The 17,906-nt window shown below is 50.8% G+C and carries 18 protein-coding genes; all 18 read left to right on the top strand.

Annotated elements, in window-relative coordinates; translation table 11 throughout:
- The first annotated feature begins 65 nt into the window (after window positions 1-65).
- On the top strand, window positions 66-1,289 hold the full coding sequence (gene fmdA, locus VK958_RS10710) for a formamidase (protein ID WP_325241174.1): 1,224 nt from the start codon (window positions 66-68) through the stop codon (window positions 1,287-1,289).
- A 56-nt stretch (window positions 1,290-1,345) separates the two neighbouring features.
- On the top strand, window positions 1,346-1,684 hold the full coding sequence (locus VK958_RS10705) for an FmdB family zinc ribbon protein (protein WP_325241173.1): 339 nt from the start codon (window positions 1,346-1,348) through the stop codon (window positions 1,682-1,684).
- A 146-nt stretch (window positions 1,685-1,830) separates the two neighbouring features.
- Entirely contained in the window at window positions 1,831-3,069 is a 1,239-nt protein-coding gene (gene urtA / locus VK958_RS10700; RefSeq protein WP_325241172.1) for an urea ABC transporter substrate-binding protein, read from the top strand.
- Between the two features lie 178 nt (window positions 3,070-3,247).
- Window positions 3,248-4,165 (top strand): urea ABC transporter permease subunit UrtB, encoded by a 918-nt coding sequence (gene urtB, locus VK958_RS10695; RefSeq protein ID WP_325241171.1) that lies wholly within the window; start codon window positions 3,248-3,250, stop codon window positions 4,163-4,165.
- A 226-nt stretch (window positions 4,166-4,391) separates the two neighbouring features.
- A complete protein-coding gene (urtC, locus tag VK958_RS10690) occupies window positions 4,392-5,690 on the top strand; it encodes an urea ABC transporter permease subunit UrtC (protein ID WP_325241175.1) in 1,299 nt (432 codons plus the stop codon).
- Entirely contained in the window at window positions 5,687-6,430 is a 744-nt protein-coding gene (gene urtD / locus VK958_RS10685) for an urea ABC transporter ATP-binding protein UrtD (protein ID WP_325241170.1), read from the top strand. The genes urtC and urtD overlap by 4 nt, the downstream gene beginning before the upstream one ends.
- Window positions 6,431-6,504: 74 nt before the next feature.
- Window positions 6,505-7,194, top strand: coding sequence for an urea ABC transporter ATP-binding subunit UrtE (urtE, locus tag VK958_RS10680; RefSeq protein WP_325241169.1), 690 nt, complete (start codon window positions 6,505-6,507; stop codon window positions 7,192-7,194).
- Window positions 7,195-7,238: 44 nt separating this feature from the next.
- Window positions 7,239-8,126 carry an urease accessory protein UreD gene (locus VK958_RS10675; RefSeq protein ID WP_325241168.1) on the top strand — a complete coding sequence of 296 codons (888 nt, stop codon included), beginning with the start codon at window positions 7,239-7,241 and terminating at the stop codon, window positions 8,124-8,126.
- Window positions 8,127-8,175: 49 nt separating this feature from the next.
- Window positions 8,176-8,478, top strand: coding sequence for an urease subunit gamma (gene ureA / locus VK958_RS10670; protein WP_325241167.1), 303 nt, complete (start codon window positions 8,176-8,178; stop codon window positions 8,476-8,478).
- A gap of 141 nt (window positions 8,479-8,619) precedes the next feature.
- Window positions 8,620-8,823 (top strand): hypothetical protein, encoded by a 204-nt coding sequence (locus VK958_RS10665; protein WP_325241166.1) that lies wholly within the window; start codon window positions 8,620-8,622, stop codon window positions 8,821-8,823.
- Window positions 8,823-9,131 (top strand): urease subunit beta, encoded by a 309-nt coding sequence (locus VK958_RS10660; protein ID WP_325241165.1) that lies wholly within the window; start codon window positions 8,823-8,825, stop codon window positions 9,129-9,131. Before VK958_RS10665 ends, VK958_RS10660 begins: the two co-directional genes overlap by 1 nt.
- Before the next feature lie 37 nt (window positions 9,132-9,168).
- The gene (ureC, locus tag VK958_RS10655) at window positions 9,169-10,872 is read left to right on the top strand and encodes an urease subunit alpha (protein ID WP_325241164.1); all 1,704 of its coding nucleotides are present in this window, start codon (window positions 9,169-9,171) and stop codon (window positions 10,870-10,872) included.
- Between the two features lie 2 nt (window positions 10,873-10,874).
- Window positions 10,875-11,363: an urease accessory protein UreE gene (ureE, locus tag VK958_RS10650; RefSeq protein WP_325241163.1), complete on the top strand. Its 489-nt coding sequence runs from the start codon at window positions 10,875-10,877 to the stop codon at window positions 11,361-11,363.
- Window positions 11,356-12,039, top strand: coding sequence for an urease accessory protein UreF (locus VK958_RS10645; RefSeq protein ID WP_325241162.1), 684 nt, complete (start codon window positions 11,356-11,358; stop codon window positions 12,037-12,039). The genes ureE and VK958_RS10645 overlap by 8 nt, the downstream gene beginning before the upstream one ends.
- Window positions 12,036-12,689 (top strand): urease accessory protein UreG, encoded by a 654-nt coding sequence (gene ureG / locus VK958_RS10640; protein ID WP_325241161.1) that lies wholly within the window; start codon window positions 12,036-12,038, stop codon window positions 12,687-12,689. The genes VK958_RS10645 and ureG overlap by 4 nt, the downstream gene beginning before the upstream one ends.
- Before the next feature lie 182 nt (window positions 12,690-12,871).
- Window positions 12,872-13,435, top strand: a complete 564-nt coding sequence (locus VK958_RS10635) for a HupE/UreJ family protein (RefSeq protein WP_325241160.1) — start codon at window positions 12,872-12,874, stop codon at window positions 13,433-13,435.
- 219 nt (window positions 13,436-13,654) lie between these two features.
- Window positions 13,655-17,092 carry an ATP-binding protein gene (locus VK958_RS10630; protein ID WP_325241159.1) on the top strand — a complete coding sequence of 1,146 codons (3,438 nt, stop codon included), beginning with the start codon at window positions 13,655-13,657 and terminating at the stop codon, window positions 17,090-17,092.
- A partial coding sequence (locus VK958_RS10625; protein ID WP_325241158.1) for a response regulator occupies window positions 17,089-17,906 on the top strand: 818 nt, incomplete at its 3' end. The genes VK958_RS10630 and VK958_RS10625, both read left to right, overlap by 4 nt.

Below are 17,906 nucleotides of genomic sequence, written 5' to 3'. Positions count from 1 at the left end.
GTCGCCTTACAGATGCAGTTCTAATCAACACCTTATAACCCTTTCTCACAAAGGAGATGAGCGTAATGAAAACAATAGTGAAGTTGGATTTGGATAAAAAACCATGGGAACAGGACGGTCAGATCCATAACCGTTGGCATCCTGACCTGCCCATGATTGCCATGGTGAAGCCAGGCGATGAGTTCCGGGTGGAATGTATGGACTGGACCGGCGGCCAGATTGGAAACAATGACAGCGCCAATGATATCCGTGACGTGGACCTGACCCAGGTGCATTACCTGAGCGGCCCGATCGGTGTAGAAGGCGCTGAGCCAGGTGACCTGATGGTGGTTGAAATCCTGGATGTCGGCACCTTTGACGACCAGCAGTGGGGCTTTAACGGCCTGTTTGCGAAAGAGAATGGCGGTGGTTTCCTGACCGACCATTTCCCTAAAGCAAGCAAGTCGATCTGGGATTTCCATGGTGTGTATACGACTTCACGCCATGTGCCGAAAGTACGTTATGCCGGCATCATGCACCCGGGTTTGATCGGTTGCCTGCCATCACGCGAATTACTGGAGACATGGAATGAACGTGAAGCTGCGTTGATTGCCACGGATCCGGACCGTGTACCGGCACTGGCACTGCCACCTGAACCTAAGTCTGCCGTGATGGGCCGCTTATCTGGTGAAGCTGCCACAAAAGCAGCGGCAGAGGGTGCCCGTACCGTACCACCACGGGACCACGGTGGTAATTGCGACATCAAAAACCTGACCAAGGGTTCAAAAATATTCTTCCCGGTCTATGTGAAGGATGGCGGTCTCTCCATGGGTGACCTGCATTTCTCACAAGGCGATGGTGAAATTACTTTCTGCGGCGCCATTGAAATGGCTGGCTATCTGGATATTAAAGTCAGCCTGATCAAAGACGGTGTGAAAAAGTATGCGATTAAAAACCCGATTTTCCAGCCAAGCCCGATTACACCGACGTATCGTGACTATGTGATCTTTGAAGGCATTTCAGTGGATGAAGCTGGCAAGCAACATTACCTGGATGTCCATGTGGCTTATCGCCAGGCTTGCCTGAACGCGATTGAGTACCTGAAGAAATTTGGTTACAGCGGCGAACAAGCGGTGGCAATTCTAGGTACAGCACCGGTAGAGGGACATATCAGCGGCATTGTGGATATTCCTAACGCTTGCGCTACCTTGTGGATTCCGACTGAGATCTTTGAGTTTGATATCCGCCCGAATGCCGATGGGCCGAAGATCGAAGTGCCGCCTGGAATTAGCGTGGCGCCAAGTACTTAATCAAGTTTTAAAGGCGAAGTTTTCAAGAGCCCGGTTTGCATAAGGAAAGTATACAGATGCCTCTTTACGAATATGAATGTGACAGTTGTGGTGTGTTTACCGCGCTACGCAAAATGAGTGAATCCAGTTTGCCAGCGGATTGCGAGTGTTGCGGGTCTGAAAGCCCGCGCATCCTGTCCGTCCCCAAACTGGCCATCATGGGCAAGCAACAACGGTCCGCGCATGAACGTAACGAGAAAGCTGCGCATGAGCCTCGCAGTGGACGCCGCTCCAGTTGTGGTTGCACAGGGTCACATACCTGCAAAACCACCACCAAGGTGAATCCGGATAACGGCAAACCTGCGATGCAGATGCAAACCAAGAAAACCGCCAGGCCCTGGATGATCGGACATTAGTCTGATCGACCTGGTAAAGCTGATCGGACACTAGTCTGATCGACCAAATAAAGATGATCGGACATTAACCATCATCCGCAATGAATGCAGTATGTAGTGAGCAATGTTTAATTTTGAAGTTAACTGATTTTAAAAGGAGAGTTGTAATGAGTACCTTGAATAGAAGGGGTTTTATCAAAGGCGCAATGTTAGGTGCCATGATGGCAGCAGGTCTCGTTACCGGACACGCATTTGCTGCAGATTTTCCAACATCAAAAGTGAACACCACAGGGTTGGCAGTCACTGACACCACTGTAAAAGTAGGTATTCTGCACTCCGCTACCGGTACCATGGCGATCAGTGAGACTGGATCTATCCAGGCTGAAAAACTGGCGATTGAGCAGATCAACGCCATGGGCGGCATCCTTGGTCGCAAGATCGAAGTCGTACAGGAAGATGGCGCTTCTGACTGGCCAACCTTTGCTGAAAAAGCAAAGAAATTGCTGGAAAAAGACAAAGTGGCTTCTGTGATGGGTTGCTGGACTTCTGCTTCACGTAAAGCGGCTTTGCCAGTGTTTGAAAAAGACAATGGCTTGCTGTTCTACCCGACTTTCTATGAAGGTCTGGAGCAATCCAAAAACGTGTTCTACACAGGTCAGGAAGCGACACAACAGATTCTTGCAGGTCTGGACTGGATCGCTAAAGAGAAAAAAGCGAAAACTTTTTACCTGATTGGTTCTGACTACATCTGGCCACGTACTTCCATGAAAATTGCCCGTAAACACATCGAGCAACATCTGGGCGGTAAAGTAGTGGGTGAAGAATACATTGCCTTGGGTGACACGCAATTTGGTTCTGTAATCAACAAAATCAAACTGAAAAAACCTGACGTGATCTACGCAGCGGTGGTTGGTGGTAGTAACGTAGCATGGTTCAAGCAATTGAACGCAGCGGGCTTGAACTCAAGCAAGCAAACCATGCTGACCATCTCCGTGACTGAAGATGAAGTATTGGGTATCGGCGGTGAAAACCTGGCTGGTTTCTACTCAGCCATGAAATACTTCCAGTCTCAAGACAATGATGCAAACAAGAAATTTGTTGAAGCATTCAAAAAACGCTGGGGTAAAGATGCTGTGATCGGCGACGTGACACAAGCTGCTTACCTGGGCCCATGGTTGTACAAAGCTGCAGTTGAACGTGCAGGTAGCTTCGACGTAGATAAAGTACAAGCTGCATTGCCAGGCTATGTCTTCAAAGATGCACCAGAAGGCCCTGTGACTGTAGAAGCCAACCATCACCTGACAACCAAACTGCGTATTGGTCAATGGGGCAAAGATGGCCAGGCCAAAGTGGTTTACACCTCTGATTACATCAAACCTGATCCATTTCCAAAAGGCTACCAATAAACTGGTCTTGTCTTAAATGCTTAAGCGGTAGCCGGTTTGACCGGCTACCGCTTGGCGCAAGCAGTGATGAAAATATGGGGCTAGTCGTTGAGTGGTATGAAGCGCAATTCGCCCGCAAAGACACTCTCCCCATGTTTCTAAATATCTAATACAAAAGTTGTGTTTTAAGGAGACCGCTATGTTTGGTTATTCGATGGCAGAAATAGGCAATATTGTGGTGATGCAAGGCTTTTCAGGCCTGAGCATGTTTACAGTGTTGCTACTGATGGCACTTGGTCTCGCGATTATTTTCGGGCAGATGGGCGTGATTAATATGGCACATGGTGAATTTATGACCATTGGCGCCTACACAACGGTCATGCTTTCCAAAGTGGCTGCTACTTACGGGTTCACTAATTATTACTTCGTGTTTGCGATTGCGATTGCTTTTGTACTGGCGTTCGCGGTTGGTTACTTCATTGAATTCATCATGATCCGGCATCTCTACAAGCGACCACTGGATACCTTGCTGGCGACCTGGGGTTTGAGCCTGGTGATGCAGCAGATCTTCCGTTCCTCGTTCGGCGCAAAAGAAGTGAGTGCCGAATTGCCTGAGTGGATGCTGGGTTCTGTGAATCCAACACCAGATATTGATATTCCAATCAACGGTTTGTTTGTGATGGCGCTGGCAGCGCTGGTCACCTTCGGTGTTTACATGTTTATGTATAAGTCGCGCTGGGGTCTGCGTGTGCGTGCCACGGTGCAAAACCGCACCATGGCCGGTGCCGTGGGCATTAACACTGCAAAAGTTGACCGTGTGACATTTGCCCTGGGTTGTGGCATTGCCGGTATCGCTGGCGCTGCGTTTACGACCATTTCTTCTACCGGCCCGACCACAGGTACGCTGTACATCGTGGATAGCTTCATGGTGGTGGTGTTTGGTGGTGCCGCCAGTATCGTGGGTACGATTGCATCCGCCTTCGGTATCGCCCAGGCGCAATCTGTACTGCAATTCTTTATGACCAGCTCTATGGGTAAGGTGTCTACCTTGCTTGTCATTGTCAGCATTTTGATGATGAAACCAGAGGGCTTGTTTGCCTCCAAACTGCGTAAATAAGGGTTTATAGCCAATAGGACATAATCAATGAGCAAGTGGGAGTCAGCACAAGGCGCACGGCGCACAGAAACCGCAATGTAGACAAAGTACATGAGGATTTCGCGCAACGCGCAACGCAGTAATGGTCCCGCGCAGCCATTGAGTAAAAGTTCTATAAGTAAATGAACGTATTAATTGTTTAGCCCTGCCGCAATAGAATCAACGCATCAACAGAGGAGAAATCTTGATGACATTATGGGAAAAAATGAAGGCCAGCCCGTTACTGGGGGGTAAGGAGGGAGTGATCAGCCTGGCTGTACTGGCTGCTGTCATCTTCGTCGTACTGCCACTGGGTGTAGATATCTTCCGCCTCAATTTAATCGGTAAATACCTGACTTACGCGTTTGTCGCGGTCGGCCTGGTGATGTTATGGGGACACGGCGGCATCCTGAGTTTAGGCCAGGGTATCTTCTTCGGCCTGGGTGGTTATGCCATGGCCATGTTCCTTAAACTGGAAGCGTCTGACCCACTGAGTACTAAAATTCAGTCTACCCCTGGTATTCCTGACTTTATGGACTGGAACCAGATCACTTCCCTGCCATGGTTCTGGGAGCCGTTCAAGAGTCTGCCGTTCACCATCTTCGCCGTGCTGACCATTCCGGCATTGTTCGCCTATATCATCGGGTACGCCATGTTTAAACGTCGTGTGGGTGGTGTGTATTTCTCTATCATTACCCAAGCAGTGGCGCTGATCCTGAGTATCCTGATTGTCGGTCAACAAGGCTATACCGGTGGTGTGAATGGGATGACTGACTTGCGCACTATGCTGGGCTGGGATATCCGTAGCGACTCTGCCAAATATATCTTGTACTTTGTGAATGGCCTGTTGTTGTTCGGTGCGATTTTCTTGTCCAAATACATCATGAGCAGCAAGTTCGGGATGTTGTTGCTGGCGATGCGTGACAAAGAAGAGCGCGTACGTTTCTCCGGCTATGACGTATCCAATTTCAAAATCTTTATCTTCTGCTTTGCCGCCATGTTATCCGCAGTTGGTGGTGCCATGTTTACCCTGCAAGTGGGCTTTATGTCACCGTCGTTCGTCGGCATTGTGCCATCGATTGAAATGGTGATTTTCTGTGCCGTGGGCGGGCGTGCTTCGCTAGTCGGTGCGGTATATGGCACCCTGCTTGTGAATTACGGCAAAACAGTGTTTTCCGAGACCTATCCCGAAATGTGGTTGTTCCTGATGGGCGGGCTGTTTATCGCAGTAGTGATGTTTTTCCCTAGTGGTTTGGCAGGTATCTGGGATAAATACGCGACCAAATATGGCTGGTTCAAAGACAAGGCAGCCACTGCAAAAAAGCCTGAGGTAAGTACTTCTAAGGTAGAAGCACAAGCAGTACTTACCGAAACATCAGATGAAACAAGCTTGGCCACTGAATCTACCAGTGTGGCGACTAAAGTAACACGCAAGAAAGCAGGCGCTAAAGAAACGGATGTAGCGCCTGCGATCGAGAGTAACAAATTGAGAGGAGCAGAAGCATGAGTAATACCGACTTCGTCTTGGCGGTAGAAGATTTAACCGTCTCCTTCGATGGCTTTAAAGCGGTGGATAGCCTCACCATGTATATCGATAAAAATGAATTGCGTGTGCTGGTAGGCCCAAACGGCGCTGGCAAAACCACTGTGCTGGATTTAATTTGCGGTAAAACCAAATCCACAGCCGGGTCTATCAAGTTTAAAAATACTGAACTGACCAAGCTATCTGAACATGAGATTGTACGCTCGGGTGTTGGCCGTAAATTCCAGACCCCGTCGATTTATGAAAACCTGACGGTTTATCAGAACCTGGAAGTGTCTTACCCAAAAGGACGCGGCGTATTTGGCAGCCTGACGTTCAAACGGACGCAGGAAGTAGAAGACCGTGTACGCAAGGTGGCAGAAGACATCATGTTGACACAGTTTCTCGACATGGAATCTGCCTTGCTGAGTCATGGCCAGAAACAATGGCTGGAAATCGGCATGCTGCTGATGCAAGAGCCAGAGCTGTTGATGCTGGATGAGCCTGTGGCTGGCATGAGCGCAAAAGAACGCGACCAGACGGCGGAGTTGCTGAACCGCATCTGCCAGAACCGTTCAGTGATTGTGATTGAGCACGACATGGAGTTCGTCAAGAAAATCGCACACAAGGTGACTGTGCTGCATCAGGGCAAGATCCTCGCTGAAGGGCCGATGGAAAAAGTACAGGCTGATGAAAAAGTCATTGAAGTGTATCTGGGACATTAACTCGTAATCATTAATCCGAGCGATTAATAAAAGTGCCATTACTTAAAGAGCAGCATTAGCTCAAGGAGTGCAAGATGTTTGAAATTGAGAATTTGCAGGTGAGTTATGGTCAAAGTCAGGTGATTCATGGCCTGAATTTCAAAGCCAACAAAAATGAAACCCTGGCCATCATGGGCCGCAATGGCATGGGTAAAACCACCCTGTTCAAGTCATTGATGGGTATTTTGCCGAGCAAAGCCAGTAAAGCAACAGTCGATGGCGTGGATTTGCAGGGCTCAGCTACCCATGATCGTGTCATGAAAGGCCTGGCTTACGTGCCGCAAGGCCGCTGGATTTTCCCCAACATGACCGTGCAGGAGAATATTGAAACCGGGCTGGAGAAATCTGCCGGCCGTGAGATTCCTGAAGATATTTTTGCCTTGTTCCCGGTGTTGCATGAAATGCGCAAACGCAAGGGAGGTAATTTGTCCGGTGGTCAGCAGCAACAGCTGGCGATTGCCCGTGCGCTGGTGACCAATCCAAAAGTATTGTTGCTGGATGAGCCGACTGAAGGCATCCAACCTTCCATCATTAAAGACATCGCCAAAGTGCTGAACGAAATCCGCAAAATGCGTGAAATCACCATCATTGTTTCCGAACAGGTGCTGAGCTTCACCATGGAAGTCGCAGACCGTATTATCGTGATTGATAAAGGCCGGTTTATCCACGAAGACACCCGTGACAATGTGGATGCCGCCAAGGTGAAAAGTTATCTGTCTGTGTAAGGCTTGCCTGTTCATACTGGCAACGCCTGTGGCATGATGCTGTTATGGATGATTTAAAGCCTGCGATTGCATCGCCACTTTTACAACGCGCTACTGATTTGCCCGGGATTGGCGCAAAACACTGGCAGGCCAGGCTGGAGCTTGGCTTTGCCAGACGGGATGCACGCTCTTATCTGGCGCATCGCTTGCATCATGGCCCTCTGGTCGTTCAAAAGAGCCTGCACCCCGAAGGTGAAGATATCTGTCATGCGGTGGTGGTGCATCCTCCCGGTGGTGTGGCTGGTGGCGATGCGCTGCATTTACAGGTGAGTGTGGGTGAGGGCGCAAGAGCCTTGCTGACGACGCCGGGTGCCGGTAAGTGGTACAAGGCAAATGGCACCAAAGCGACGCAAACGCTGCAGTTTCAGTTGGCTGCTGGCAGTGGACTGGAATGGTTGCCGCAAGAAAATATTTTATTCGATGCTGCTGAAGTAGGGTTTTCTGCAGATATAGCGTTGGCGGCAGATGCCACGCTGGCTGCCTGGGATATCGTCTGTCTGGGGCGTCAGGCGCAAAAGGAAATCTGGCAACGCGGCCTTTACCAATTAAATCAACGTATCACCCGGCATGGTAGGCTGATCTGGAACGAGCGCGCGCGCATGCAGGCGGATGACCTGGTCAAGACCAGTCGTGTAGGGCTTGGTAATGCGGCTGTCTTCGGTACCTTTCTGGTATGCGCAGGCGTTGTCCCTGCCGAAGTGTTGCAAGCCTGTCGTGAGATAGTTTTAACGGAGGCAAAAGTGGGTATCACAGCATTGCCCGAAGTTCTCTGTATCCGTTACGTAGGTAATGCATCACAGCAGGCGAGACAGTACTTTGAGCAGTGCTGGCAGATTTTAAGGCCGTGGTATTATCAAAAAAACGCCATCAGGCCGCGTATCTGGAATACCTGATACGCACCATCAAAATGCATAGAGAATTAGCCTACGGAATTCACCACTTATGGAACTCACCCCTAGAGAAAAAGATAAATTATTGATTTTTACCGCGTCACTGTTAGCCGAGCGGCGCAAGGCACGTGGTTTAAAGCTGAATTACCCTGAAGCGGTGGCCTATATTTCGGCCGCCATCATGGAAGGCGCGCGCGATGGCAAAACCGTAGCTGAGTTGATGAGTTATGGCACCACTTTGCTGGCACGGGATGAGGTGATGGAAGGGGTGCCGGAGATGATACCGGATATACAGGTTGAGGCGACTTTTCCGGATGGGACGAAGTTAGTCACCGTCCACCACCCCATTCCATGAGTAATTTAATGATCAAAATGGCGAATTGCGGCGTTACGCGGTACTCGAAATCCTCATGTACTCATGTACATTCCGGTTTCTGTGTTCCGGGCGCCTTGCACTTCATCCATTTTGATCATTAACTGATCTCATGGAAAGGGCATGGCACTGCAAGCGCGGATGGCGGTGTTGCAGCTCTTTGCCGTACTAAATGTACTGTCTGCGAATGTACGCCTTGCCCTCCACGCTTGCAGCGCCATGCCTGAGCGTTTCTGGCATTTCGAATTAAAACAACGTAAACGATACCTAAGCGTTATGCACATGAAACAGTTAAATAAACAGACTACAACTCACTGGAGTAATTGATGATTCCCGGCGAAATGCAGGTCGCAGCAGGCGACATCGAATTAAACACAGGCCGCGAAACGGTGACGCTGGATGTGGCGAATACCGGCGACAGGCCTATCCAGGTCGGTTCACATTATCATTTTTACGAGACGAATGAGGCATTGTCGTTTGATCGCGACTTGGCTTATGGTGCCCGCTTGAATATTGCCGCGGGTACGGCAGTGCGTTTCGAGCCGGGTCAAACGCGCACAGTGCAACTGGTCAAACTGGTGGGCAAGCGTGAAGTATACGGTTTTGCCGGTAAAGTCATGGGCGCCCTGAAATAGCAGGCGAGCAATAAAGTCAGAGCAATAAGGAAAAACAATGACAGTGAAAATGGATAAACGCGCCTATGCTGAAATGTTCGGCCCGACTGTCGGTGACAAGGTAAGGTTGGCGGATACCGAGTTATGGGTGGAGGTTGAAAAAGATTTCACCATCTATGGCGAGGAAGTGAAGTTTGGCGGTGGCAAGGTGATCCGTGATGGCATGGGCCAAGGGCAAGGCCTGGCGGCTGAAGTCGCAGATACCGTGATTACCAATGCGTTGATTATTGACCATTGGGGCATCGTCAAAGCCGACATCGGCATCAAGGGTGGCTATATTTCAGCCATCGGCAAAGCCGGTAACCCGGATATCCAGCCTGGCGTGACGATTGCGATTGGCGCCGGGACCGAAGTGATTGCCGGCGAAGGTATGATCATCACCGCTGGTGGCATTGATACGCATATCCATTTTATTTGTCCGCAACAGATTGAAGAAGCGCTGATGTCCGGCGTCACCACCATGATAGGCGGCGGTACCGGCCCGGCGACGGGTACTTTTGCGACCACCTGTACGCCGGGGCCTTGGCATATCCATCGCATGTTGCAGGCCGCCGATGCTTTCCCCATGAATTTAGGTTTTTTGGGCAAAGGTAACGTGAGTTTGCCTGAGCCATTGCGTGAACAAGTGCGAGCCGGTGTGATTGGCCTCAAGTTGCATGAAGACTGGGGAACCACACCGGCAGCGATTGATAATTGCCTGAGCGTGGCCGATGAGATGGATGTGCAGGTAGCCATCCACTCGGATACCCTGAATGAGTCTGGCTTTGTGGAAACGACTATTGGCGCTTTTAAAGGCCGCACTATCCATACTTTCCATACCGAAGGCGCTGGTGGTGGTCATGCACCGGATATTATCAAGGCTGCAGGTTATCCTAATGTGTTGCCGTCTTCGACCAATCCGACACGGCCTTTTACCGTGAATACTATCGACGAGCATCTGGATATGCTGATGGTCTGTCATCACCTGGATCCGGCGATTGCCGAAGATATCGCATTTGCCGAAAGCCGCATTCGTCGCGAAACCATTGCCGCGGAGGATATTTTCCACGACCTCGGCGCATTCTCCATGATGTCGTCTGACTCACAGGCCATGGGCCGGGTCGGCGAGGTGATTATCCGCACCTGGCAAACCGCACACAAAATGAAAATACAGCGTGGCCCTTTGGCAGAGGATGTTGCAGGTAACGATAACTTCCGCATCAAACGCTATATCGCCAAATACACCATTAACCCGGCCATCACGCATGGCGTTTCACATGTGGTTGGCTCTGTTGAAGTGGGCAAGCTGGCTGACCTGGTTGTGTGGAAACCGGCTTTCTTTGGGGTAAAGCCTTTTACCATTATCAAAGGCGGCATGATTGCCGCGGCCGCGATGGGGGATCCGAACGCTTCGATCCCGACCCCACAGCCCGTGCACTATCGCCCCATGTTTGGTGCGTATGGTGGTGGCCTGAAAACGGCGGTTACCTTTGTTTCGCAAGCCGGGCTAGACAATCCTGAACTGAAAACATTGGGGCTGCAAAAAACACTGGTAGCCGTTAAAGGGACACGAAACGTGAAAAAGTCAGACATGGTACATAACACGTGGATGCCCAAGATTGATGTCGATCCGGAAACGTATGAAGTGCTTGCTGATGGCATGCCTTTGGTCTGTGAACCGGCTGAGGTGTTACCTATGGCACAACGTTACTTTTTATTTTAAACATGATTCATCTCACCGAACGTATTACTGTCAGTGGCCATATAGACGACACACTTGAATTGCCTTTTGACCTACGGCAAAAAAGTCGCCTGCGCGTGAAGTTGGCTTCTGGCAACGAAGCAGCATTGTTTTTAACCAGAGGCATCATCCTGCGTGGTGGCGATCTACTCAAGTCAGCGGACGGCCTGGTCGTCCAGATTGTGGCAGCGCAAGAGCCTGTATATAACGTCATCGCGCCTACCGCTCGCGACCTGATGTGTGCAGCCTATCATTTAGGTAACCGGCATGTGCCACTGCAAATTGGCGATGGCTGGTTACGCCTGGAGCAGGATTATGTGCTGAGAGATATGCTGCTGGGGTTAGGCATGCAGGTGAGTGAGGTTAACGCGCCTTTTGAGCCGGAAGCCGGCGCTTACGGCGGCGGTCATCGCCATGGCGATGATGCCTTGCATTCTTTGCGACCAAAAAATAGTGGACGTGCACATGGTTAATGCCCTGGCACTCAGTCGCTTGCTGCAATTGGCCAGCCCGCTGTTGCCAGTCGGTGCTTATGGCTATTCGCAAGGGCTGGAATGGGCGATTGAGTCGGGTGAAGTTACCAATGTTGCAACTGCACAAGCCTGGATAGGTGACAGTTTGCAGATTTATCAGGCCCGTTTTGAGTTGCCGGTGCTGTACCGTTTATATCAGGCATGGCAGGCGCAGGATTTAGTCGCAGTGCAAGAGTGGGATATTTTTTACCAGGCGGGGCGGGACACCGCTGAAGGATGTGCAGAGACGCGGCAGATGGGCTACTCCCTGCGTCGTTTGCTGAATGACCTCAAGCCCATGTCGCCCGCATTGGTGGCACAGATTAACGCACTGGAATCAACAGCTTTCCCGACCCTTTATGCAGCCATTGCCCAGCATTGGCAAATTCCAGCTGAACAGGTGCTGCATGGTTATATCTGGGGCTGGCTGGAAAACCAGGCCAGCGCTGCCATGAAGGCTGTGCCGCTTGGTCAGGTGGCCGGGCAGACTATCCTGCTTAGCTTGGGCGAGTGCTTGCCACAAGTGATAGAGGCCGCTATGCAATTGCCGGATGATGCCATGAGCAACTTTAACCCGTTACTCAGCATTGCCGGTTGCCAACACGAAACGCAATACAGTAGATTATTCAGATCATGAAAATACATACCCAATTTGAGACACCCACACCCGCGGTTACCGAGTACAAAGAGCCTTTACGTATCGGCATTGGTGGCCCGGTCGGTTCCGGGAAAACCGCTTTAACGCTTGCGCTTTGCCAGCGTTTGCGCGAGGCGTACAACATTGCCGTGGTGACTAACGATATTTATACAAAGGAAGATGCCGAATTCCTGACTCGCAACGAGGCGTTATCGCCTGAGCGTATCATTGGCGTGGAAACAGGTGGTTGTCCGCATACGGCGATTCGTGAGGATGCATCCATGAATTTGGAAGCGGTGGATCAGTTGAGCAAGCGCTTTCAGACACTGGATATTGTGTTTGTTGAAAGCGGCGGCGATAACCTGGCGGCGACGTTTAGTCCTGAGTTGTCAGATTTGACCATCTACGTAATTGATGTAGCGGCGGGCGAGAAAATTCCACGCAAGGGTGGCCCTGGTATCACCAAGTCTGATTTGCTGGTGATTAACAAGATTGATCTTGCGCCTATGGTAGGCGCTTCGCTGGAAGTGATGGACCAGGATGCCAAGCGCATGCGTGGACAAAAGCCGTTTATCTTTAGCAACCTGAAGAGTGGGCAGGGGTTGGAGGAGATAGTCACCTTCATCGAAAAACAAGGCCTGATGCTTTGAAAATGATGGCTGTACGCCTGTGGCTGTGTTGTGTCGGCTTGCCGTACTGAATTGTACTGTCTGCGCCGACACCCCTTGCCACAAACGTACAGCCATCATTTTCTGATCGAGCCTTTTTGAGAGCCGAGGTTGAGGCAAATTAAGTAATCTATTAGTAATTGAATGTTGTGGGAGAAGATTCTATGAAAAAAAGTATTCTTTTAGGTATCGGAGCTAGTGTGTTATCGGGTGTGGCATACGCGCATCCTGGACATGATTTGCAAGCAGGGTTTGCAAACGGATTTTTGCATCCGTTGACAGGCTGGGATCATTTGCTGGTGATGTTGTCACTGGGTATCTGGGCGGCGCGTCGCCAGGCGCAACAAGGCTGGCAATTGCCTGTGTTGTTTGTCAGCGTAATGGCCTTGTTTGCTGCATTGGCTATGGTCTGGCTGCCTATGTCACTGGCCGAGGTGATGGTCGCTGCCAGTTTGCTGGTAATGGGTGGTTTGTTGATTGCAAAAGTGGAGTTATCCAGATGGGCGCAGTTTAGCCTGGTGGGATTGGTTGCCGCTGCGCATGGCTATGTACATGGCGTTGAACTTGGACAAAGCTGGAGCTCTTTAACAGGCATGGTGCTGGCGACGGCTACCCTCCATGGCCTGGGCTGGATACTGGGTCGCCAGCAGCAACCATGGCTGAAAGCCACAACACAATTACTGGGTGGCATGATGATGGGCCTGGGGACTTACTGGTTGCTTGCCTGATAGCGTGTTGATTAAAACCGAATGACCAGAAAGCGGATCCTTTCGATCCGCTTTTTTTCATGTAAAGGCCTGTGATGTTGCTTGCCTTTCATCGCTACGTCAATTAACGTAATGATTGATTTACCTGCAGGCCTTAATATAGCGTGGGGAAATTTTTGGTCTGCGGTACATTGCCGCAGGCTTGTTATTTTAAGCCTGTCATCATTAAAGGGTTATTGATTGTCTACGCCGTCTCCCGGATTAGCTAGCGAAATTACTGCCGAACCGATACAACGTATCGTCAAAATCCGCCGCGACTATAACAACTGGGTAGCGAACGAGACAATTGAGGATTATGCGCTGCGCTATACGCCGCGTGCCTTCCGCAAGTGGTCTATTCTGCGGGTATCCAATACCGCGCTGGGGGCCATTTCCTTTCTGGTGCTGGAGGCGATTGGCGGCACGATTACGATCAATTACGGTTTCCCCAATGCGTTATGGGCGATCCTGGCCGTGGGCGCGATTATCTTCCTGACCGGTTTACCTATCAGCTATTACGCCGCCAAGTATGGCCTTGATATGGACTTGCTGACGCGTGGTGCCGGGTTTGGTTATATCGGTTCGACCATCTCTTCATTTATTTACGCGTCGTTCACCTTTATCCTGTTTTCGCTGGAAGCAGCGATTATGGGCTATGCGCTGGAACTGTATTTCCACTTGCCGCTATACCTGGGTTACCTGGTCAGCGCGCTGATTGTGATTCCGCTGGTGACGCACGGTGTGACCCTGATCAGCCGGATACAGATGATCACGCAGCCGATCTGGATTGCGCTGATGTTCCTGCCTTTTTTTGCCATTCTGCGCGCAGATCCGGATGTATTACACAGGCTGAGTGATTTTGCCGGCACATCCGCCAATGGTGGACATTTCAACTGGTTAATGTTCGGGGCGGCAACCGCCGTTGGCGTGGCACTGATTCCGCAGGTCGGTGAGCAAGTCGATTTTTTGCGCTTTATGCCCGCGCGCACCAAAGAAAACTACTGGCGCTGGAATATAGGCGTATTAATGGCTGGCCCCGGTTGGGTGATCCTCGGCATGCTTAAAATGCTGGCAGGTGCTTTGCTGGCTTATCTGGTGTTTTCACGCGATATGCCGATCACTTCTGCCGTCAACCCGACGCACATGTATCTGGTGGGTTTCGAGCATGTGTTCAGTAATCACGAAATCGCCCTGGCGATCACAGCCTTGTTTGTCTGTGTGTCGCAAATCAAGGTCAATATGACCAACGCGTACGCGGGCTCACTGGCCTGGTCAAATTTCTTCGCCCGGCTCACCCATAGCCATCCTGGGCGTATTGTCTGGGTCGCTTTTAACGTGATGATTGCCATCGTACTGATGGAGCTGAATGTGTTTCAGGCGCTGGAAGAAATCCTGGGCTTGTATGCCAATATCGCGATTGCCTGGATTGCTGCTGTGGTGGCTGATCTGGTCATTAACAAGCCCCTGGGATTAAGCCCTAAGGGCATTGAATTCCGGCGTGCGTATTTATATGACATCAACCCGGTCGGCGTGGGCGCGATGTTCATTGCCTCGGCGATTTCGATTGCGGCGTATACCGGCGTCATGGGCGTGGTCGCACAATCCTTTTCAACCTTTATTTCATTATTTACCGCGATGCTGTTATCACCACTGATCGCCTGGTATACCAAGGGTAAATATTACCTGGCCAGGCAGCGTCCGGTCTATCTGCAACCGACAGCGACCAAACAATGCGTGATCTGCGAGCGCGACTATGAAGTCAGCGATATGGCGCATTGCCCGGCTTATGGTGGTGCGATTTGTTCCTTATGCTGCTGCCTGGATGCCAGATGCCATGATGCGTGTAAACCGCAGGCCAGGCTCAGTGCGCAGTGGGAAGCGGTAAACAGGAAAATCCTGCCAGAGCGATTCTGGCCGCACCTGAACGGTGGCGTCGCGCATTTCCTGTTGCTGATGGTGATTGCGATGTTGTTATTTGGTGCGACCATCAGCCTGATTTACCTGCATGACTCCTTGACCATTGGTCAGCAGTATCCGGAATTGATGGCCCGCTTCCGCTCCGGTTACCTTAAAGTATTTGTCGCATTGCTGTTTCTGGGCGGTATTGTGGCCTGGTGGCTGGTCCTGACCTCCGCCAGCCGCCGCGTCGCGCAGGAAGAATCCAACCGGCAGACAGGTTTGTTGCTGGAAGAGATCGAATCACACAAGAAAACCGATAGCCAATTGCAAAAAGCGCGCCGGCTGGCAGAAGAGGCGAACCAGGCCAAGAGCCGGTACATCACTGGCATCAGCCATGAGTTGCGCACACCACTCAACAGCATTCTTGGCTATGCGCAATTGCTGACTAACGATGACAGTATCCCTGACCATCGCAAGCAGGCAATTAAAACCATCAGCCGGGGTGGCGAGCATTTGCTGTCACTGATTGAGAGTACGCTGGATATTGCGCGCATTGAAAGCGGCAAAATGGCGTTTGATGTGAAGCCACTGCATTTCCCCGAGTTCATCAACCATATGGTCAGTATGTTTGAAATCCAGGCGCAAAATAAAGGCCTGACCTTCAAGTTTGAACAGAGTGGCACCTTGCCTGAATATGTGCGTGCAGACCATAAGCGCCTGATGCAGATCTTGGTGAATATTCTGGGCAATGCAGTGAAATTTACCACCAAAGGCAGTGTGACCTTCCGCATCAGCTATGCACGTGAAATTGCACAGATCGAAATCCAGGACACCGGACCCGGTATTGCACCGAATGAAGTTGAGAAGATCTTTGAGCCCTTTGAACGCGGCAGTGCAGCGAATGTGGTCGGCATTGGCGGCACTGGTTTAGGTTTGACGATCAGCAAGCTCCTCACGCAATTGATGGGTGGGGAAATTCATTTTGACAGTGTGGTCGGATATGGCACACGTTTTGACATCCGCTTGTTCTTACCGCAAATCCGCGAGACTGCGCACTTATCCAAACAGGCAGTCAGGCAACGTAAAGGCTATGACGGCCCTGTACGCACCATTCTAGTGGTCGATAACGAAGAAGTGGATAGGGAGTTATTGCGCGATACCTTGCAACCGCTCGGCTTTATCGTGCATGAGGCGGCCAACGGCCAGGCTTGCATCAACCAGTATCAGGCCCTGAAAGCAGATTTGATACTCATGGATCTGGCCATGCCAGTCATGGATGGCTGGGAAGCGGCCTATATTATTCGTCAGGCACACCATTCTCAGATCCCTATCGCCATTGTCTCTGCCAATGCCTATGACCGTAACCTGGATAACCAGGCCAAAATTCCGGCACGCGATTTCTTTGTCAAACCGGTGAACCTGGATGAAGTACTGGATTGGGTAGGTCACCAGTTGGGTCTGACCTGGCGCTATGCGGATAGCAGCAAAGACCAACTTGTACTGTTGGCAGCAGATTCTCCAGTCACTGGGGTGCCGGGAGAGGCAGCGGCGATTCCGCAAGCATTGCTGGATAACCTGATGCAATTTGCCAAGGTCGGCTACGTCAAGGGTGCGCGTGAAGTACTGGCAACGATTACACGAGAATATTCACATCATCAAACATTGATTAACTCACTGCAAGAGGCCATGGACCGCTTTGATTTTGCTACACTGCAACGCTTGATTGAGGATGCAAGATGACCAACCCAAATTACACTGTGTTGATTGTGGATGATGTGCCGGAGAACCTGGCCTATCTGCATGATGCCCTGGATGAATCCGGGTATCAGGTCTGTGTTGCCAATTCCGGCGAAATGGCCTTGCAAGTCGCACACTTGATGCAGCCGCATGTGATCCTGATGGATGCAATGATGCCAGGCCTGGATGGATTCGCTACTTGCAGGCGCATCAAGGCTACGGCTGAAACCCAGCATATCCCGGTGATTTTTATGACCGGTTTGACCGAAATTGAACACGTCACCATGGCGTTTGACGCAGGTGGTGTGGATTATGTCACCAAGCCGGTGCGTCCGGCAGAAGTGCTGGCACGCGTTAAAGCCCATGTGCAGAACGCGACAAAAATGCACCAGGCCACCTCGGCACTGGATGCATTCGGCCAGGCCACTATTGCGATTTTACCTGCGGACAAACGTCTGGTTTGGCAAACACCGCTAGCCAAACAATACCTGGCACAATATTTCGCCGAATGGGCAGCAAAAGAAGCTTACAGCGCCGTGCAAACCCTGCCACCAATGATTTACCAATGGCTGGAAAACTGCATTCTGCAAAACGCTGCCGGCCAAACCATGCAAACCTTAAGCGTTAATCACGGCAATGCACGGCTTAGCCTTACCGTCGCTAACACCAGTGAAGAGCAATGGGTGATCGTATTACGCGAACACTCTGACGAACTGCAAATTGAATCGCTAGGCAAAGTATTCCAGTTGACCAAGCGCGAGTCGGAAGTGTTGTACTGGACTGTCAAAGGTAAAACCAATAAGGATGTCGGCGAAAT

Origin of the sequence: Methylophilus sp., assembly GCF_035460085.1 — a bacterium.
In the GTDB taxonomy this organism is placed as follows: Bacteria; Pseudomonadota; Gammaproteobacteria; order Burkholderiales; family Methylophilaceae; genus Methylophilus.
The sequence above is the reverse complement of the archived record's forward strand: the minus strand, read 5'-3'. Positions and strand labels throughout refer to the sequence as shown.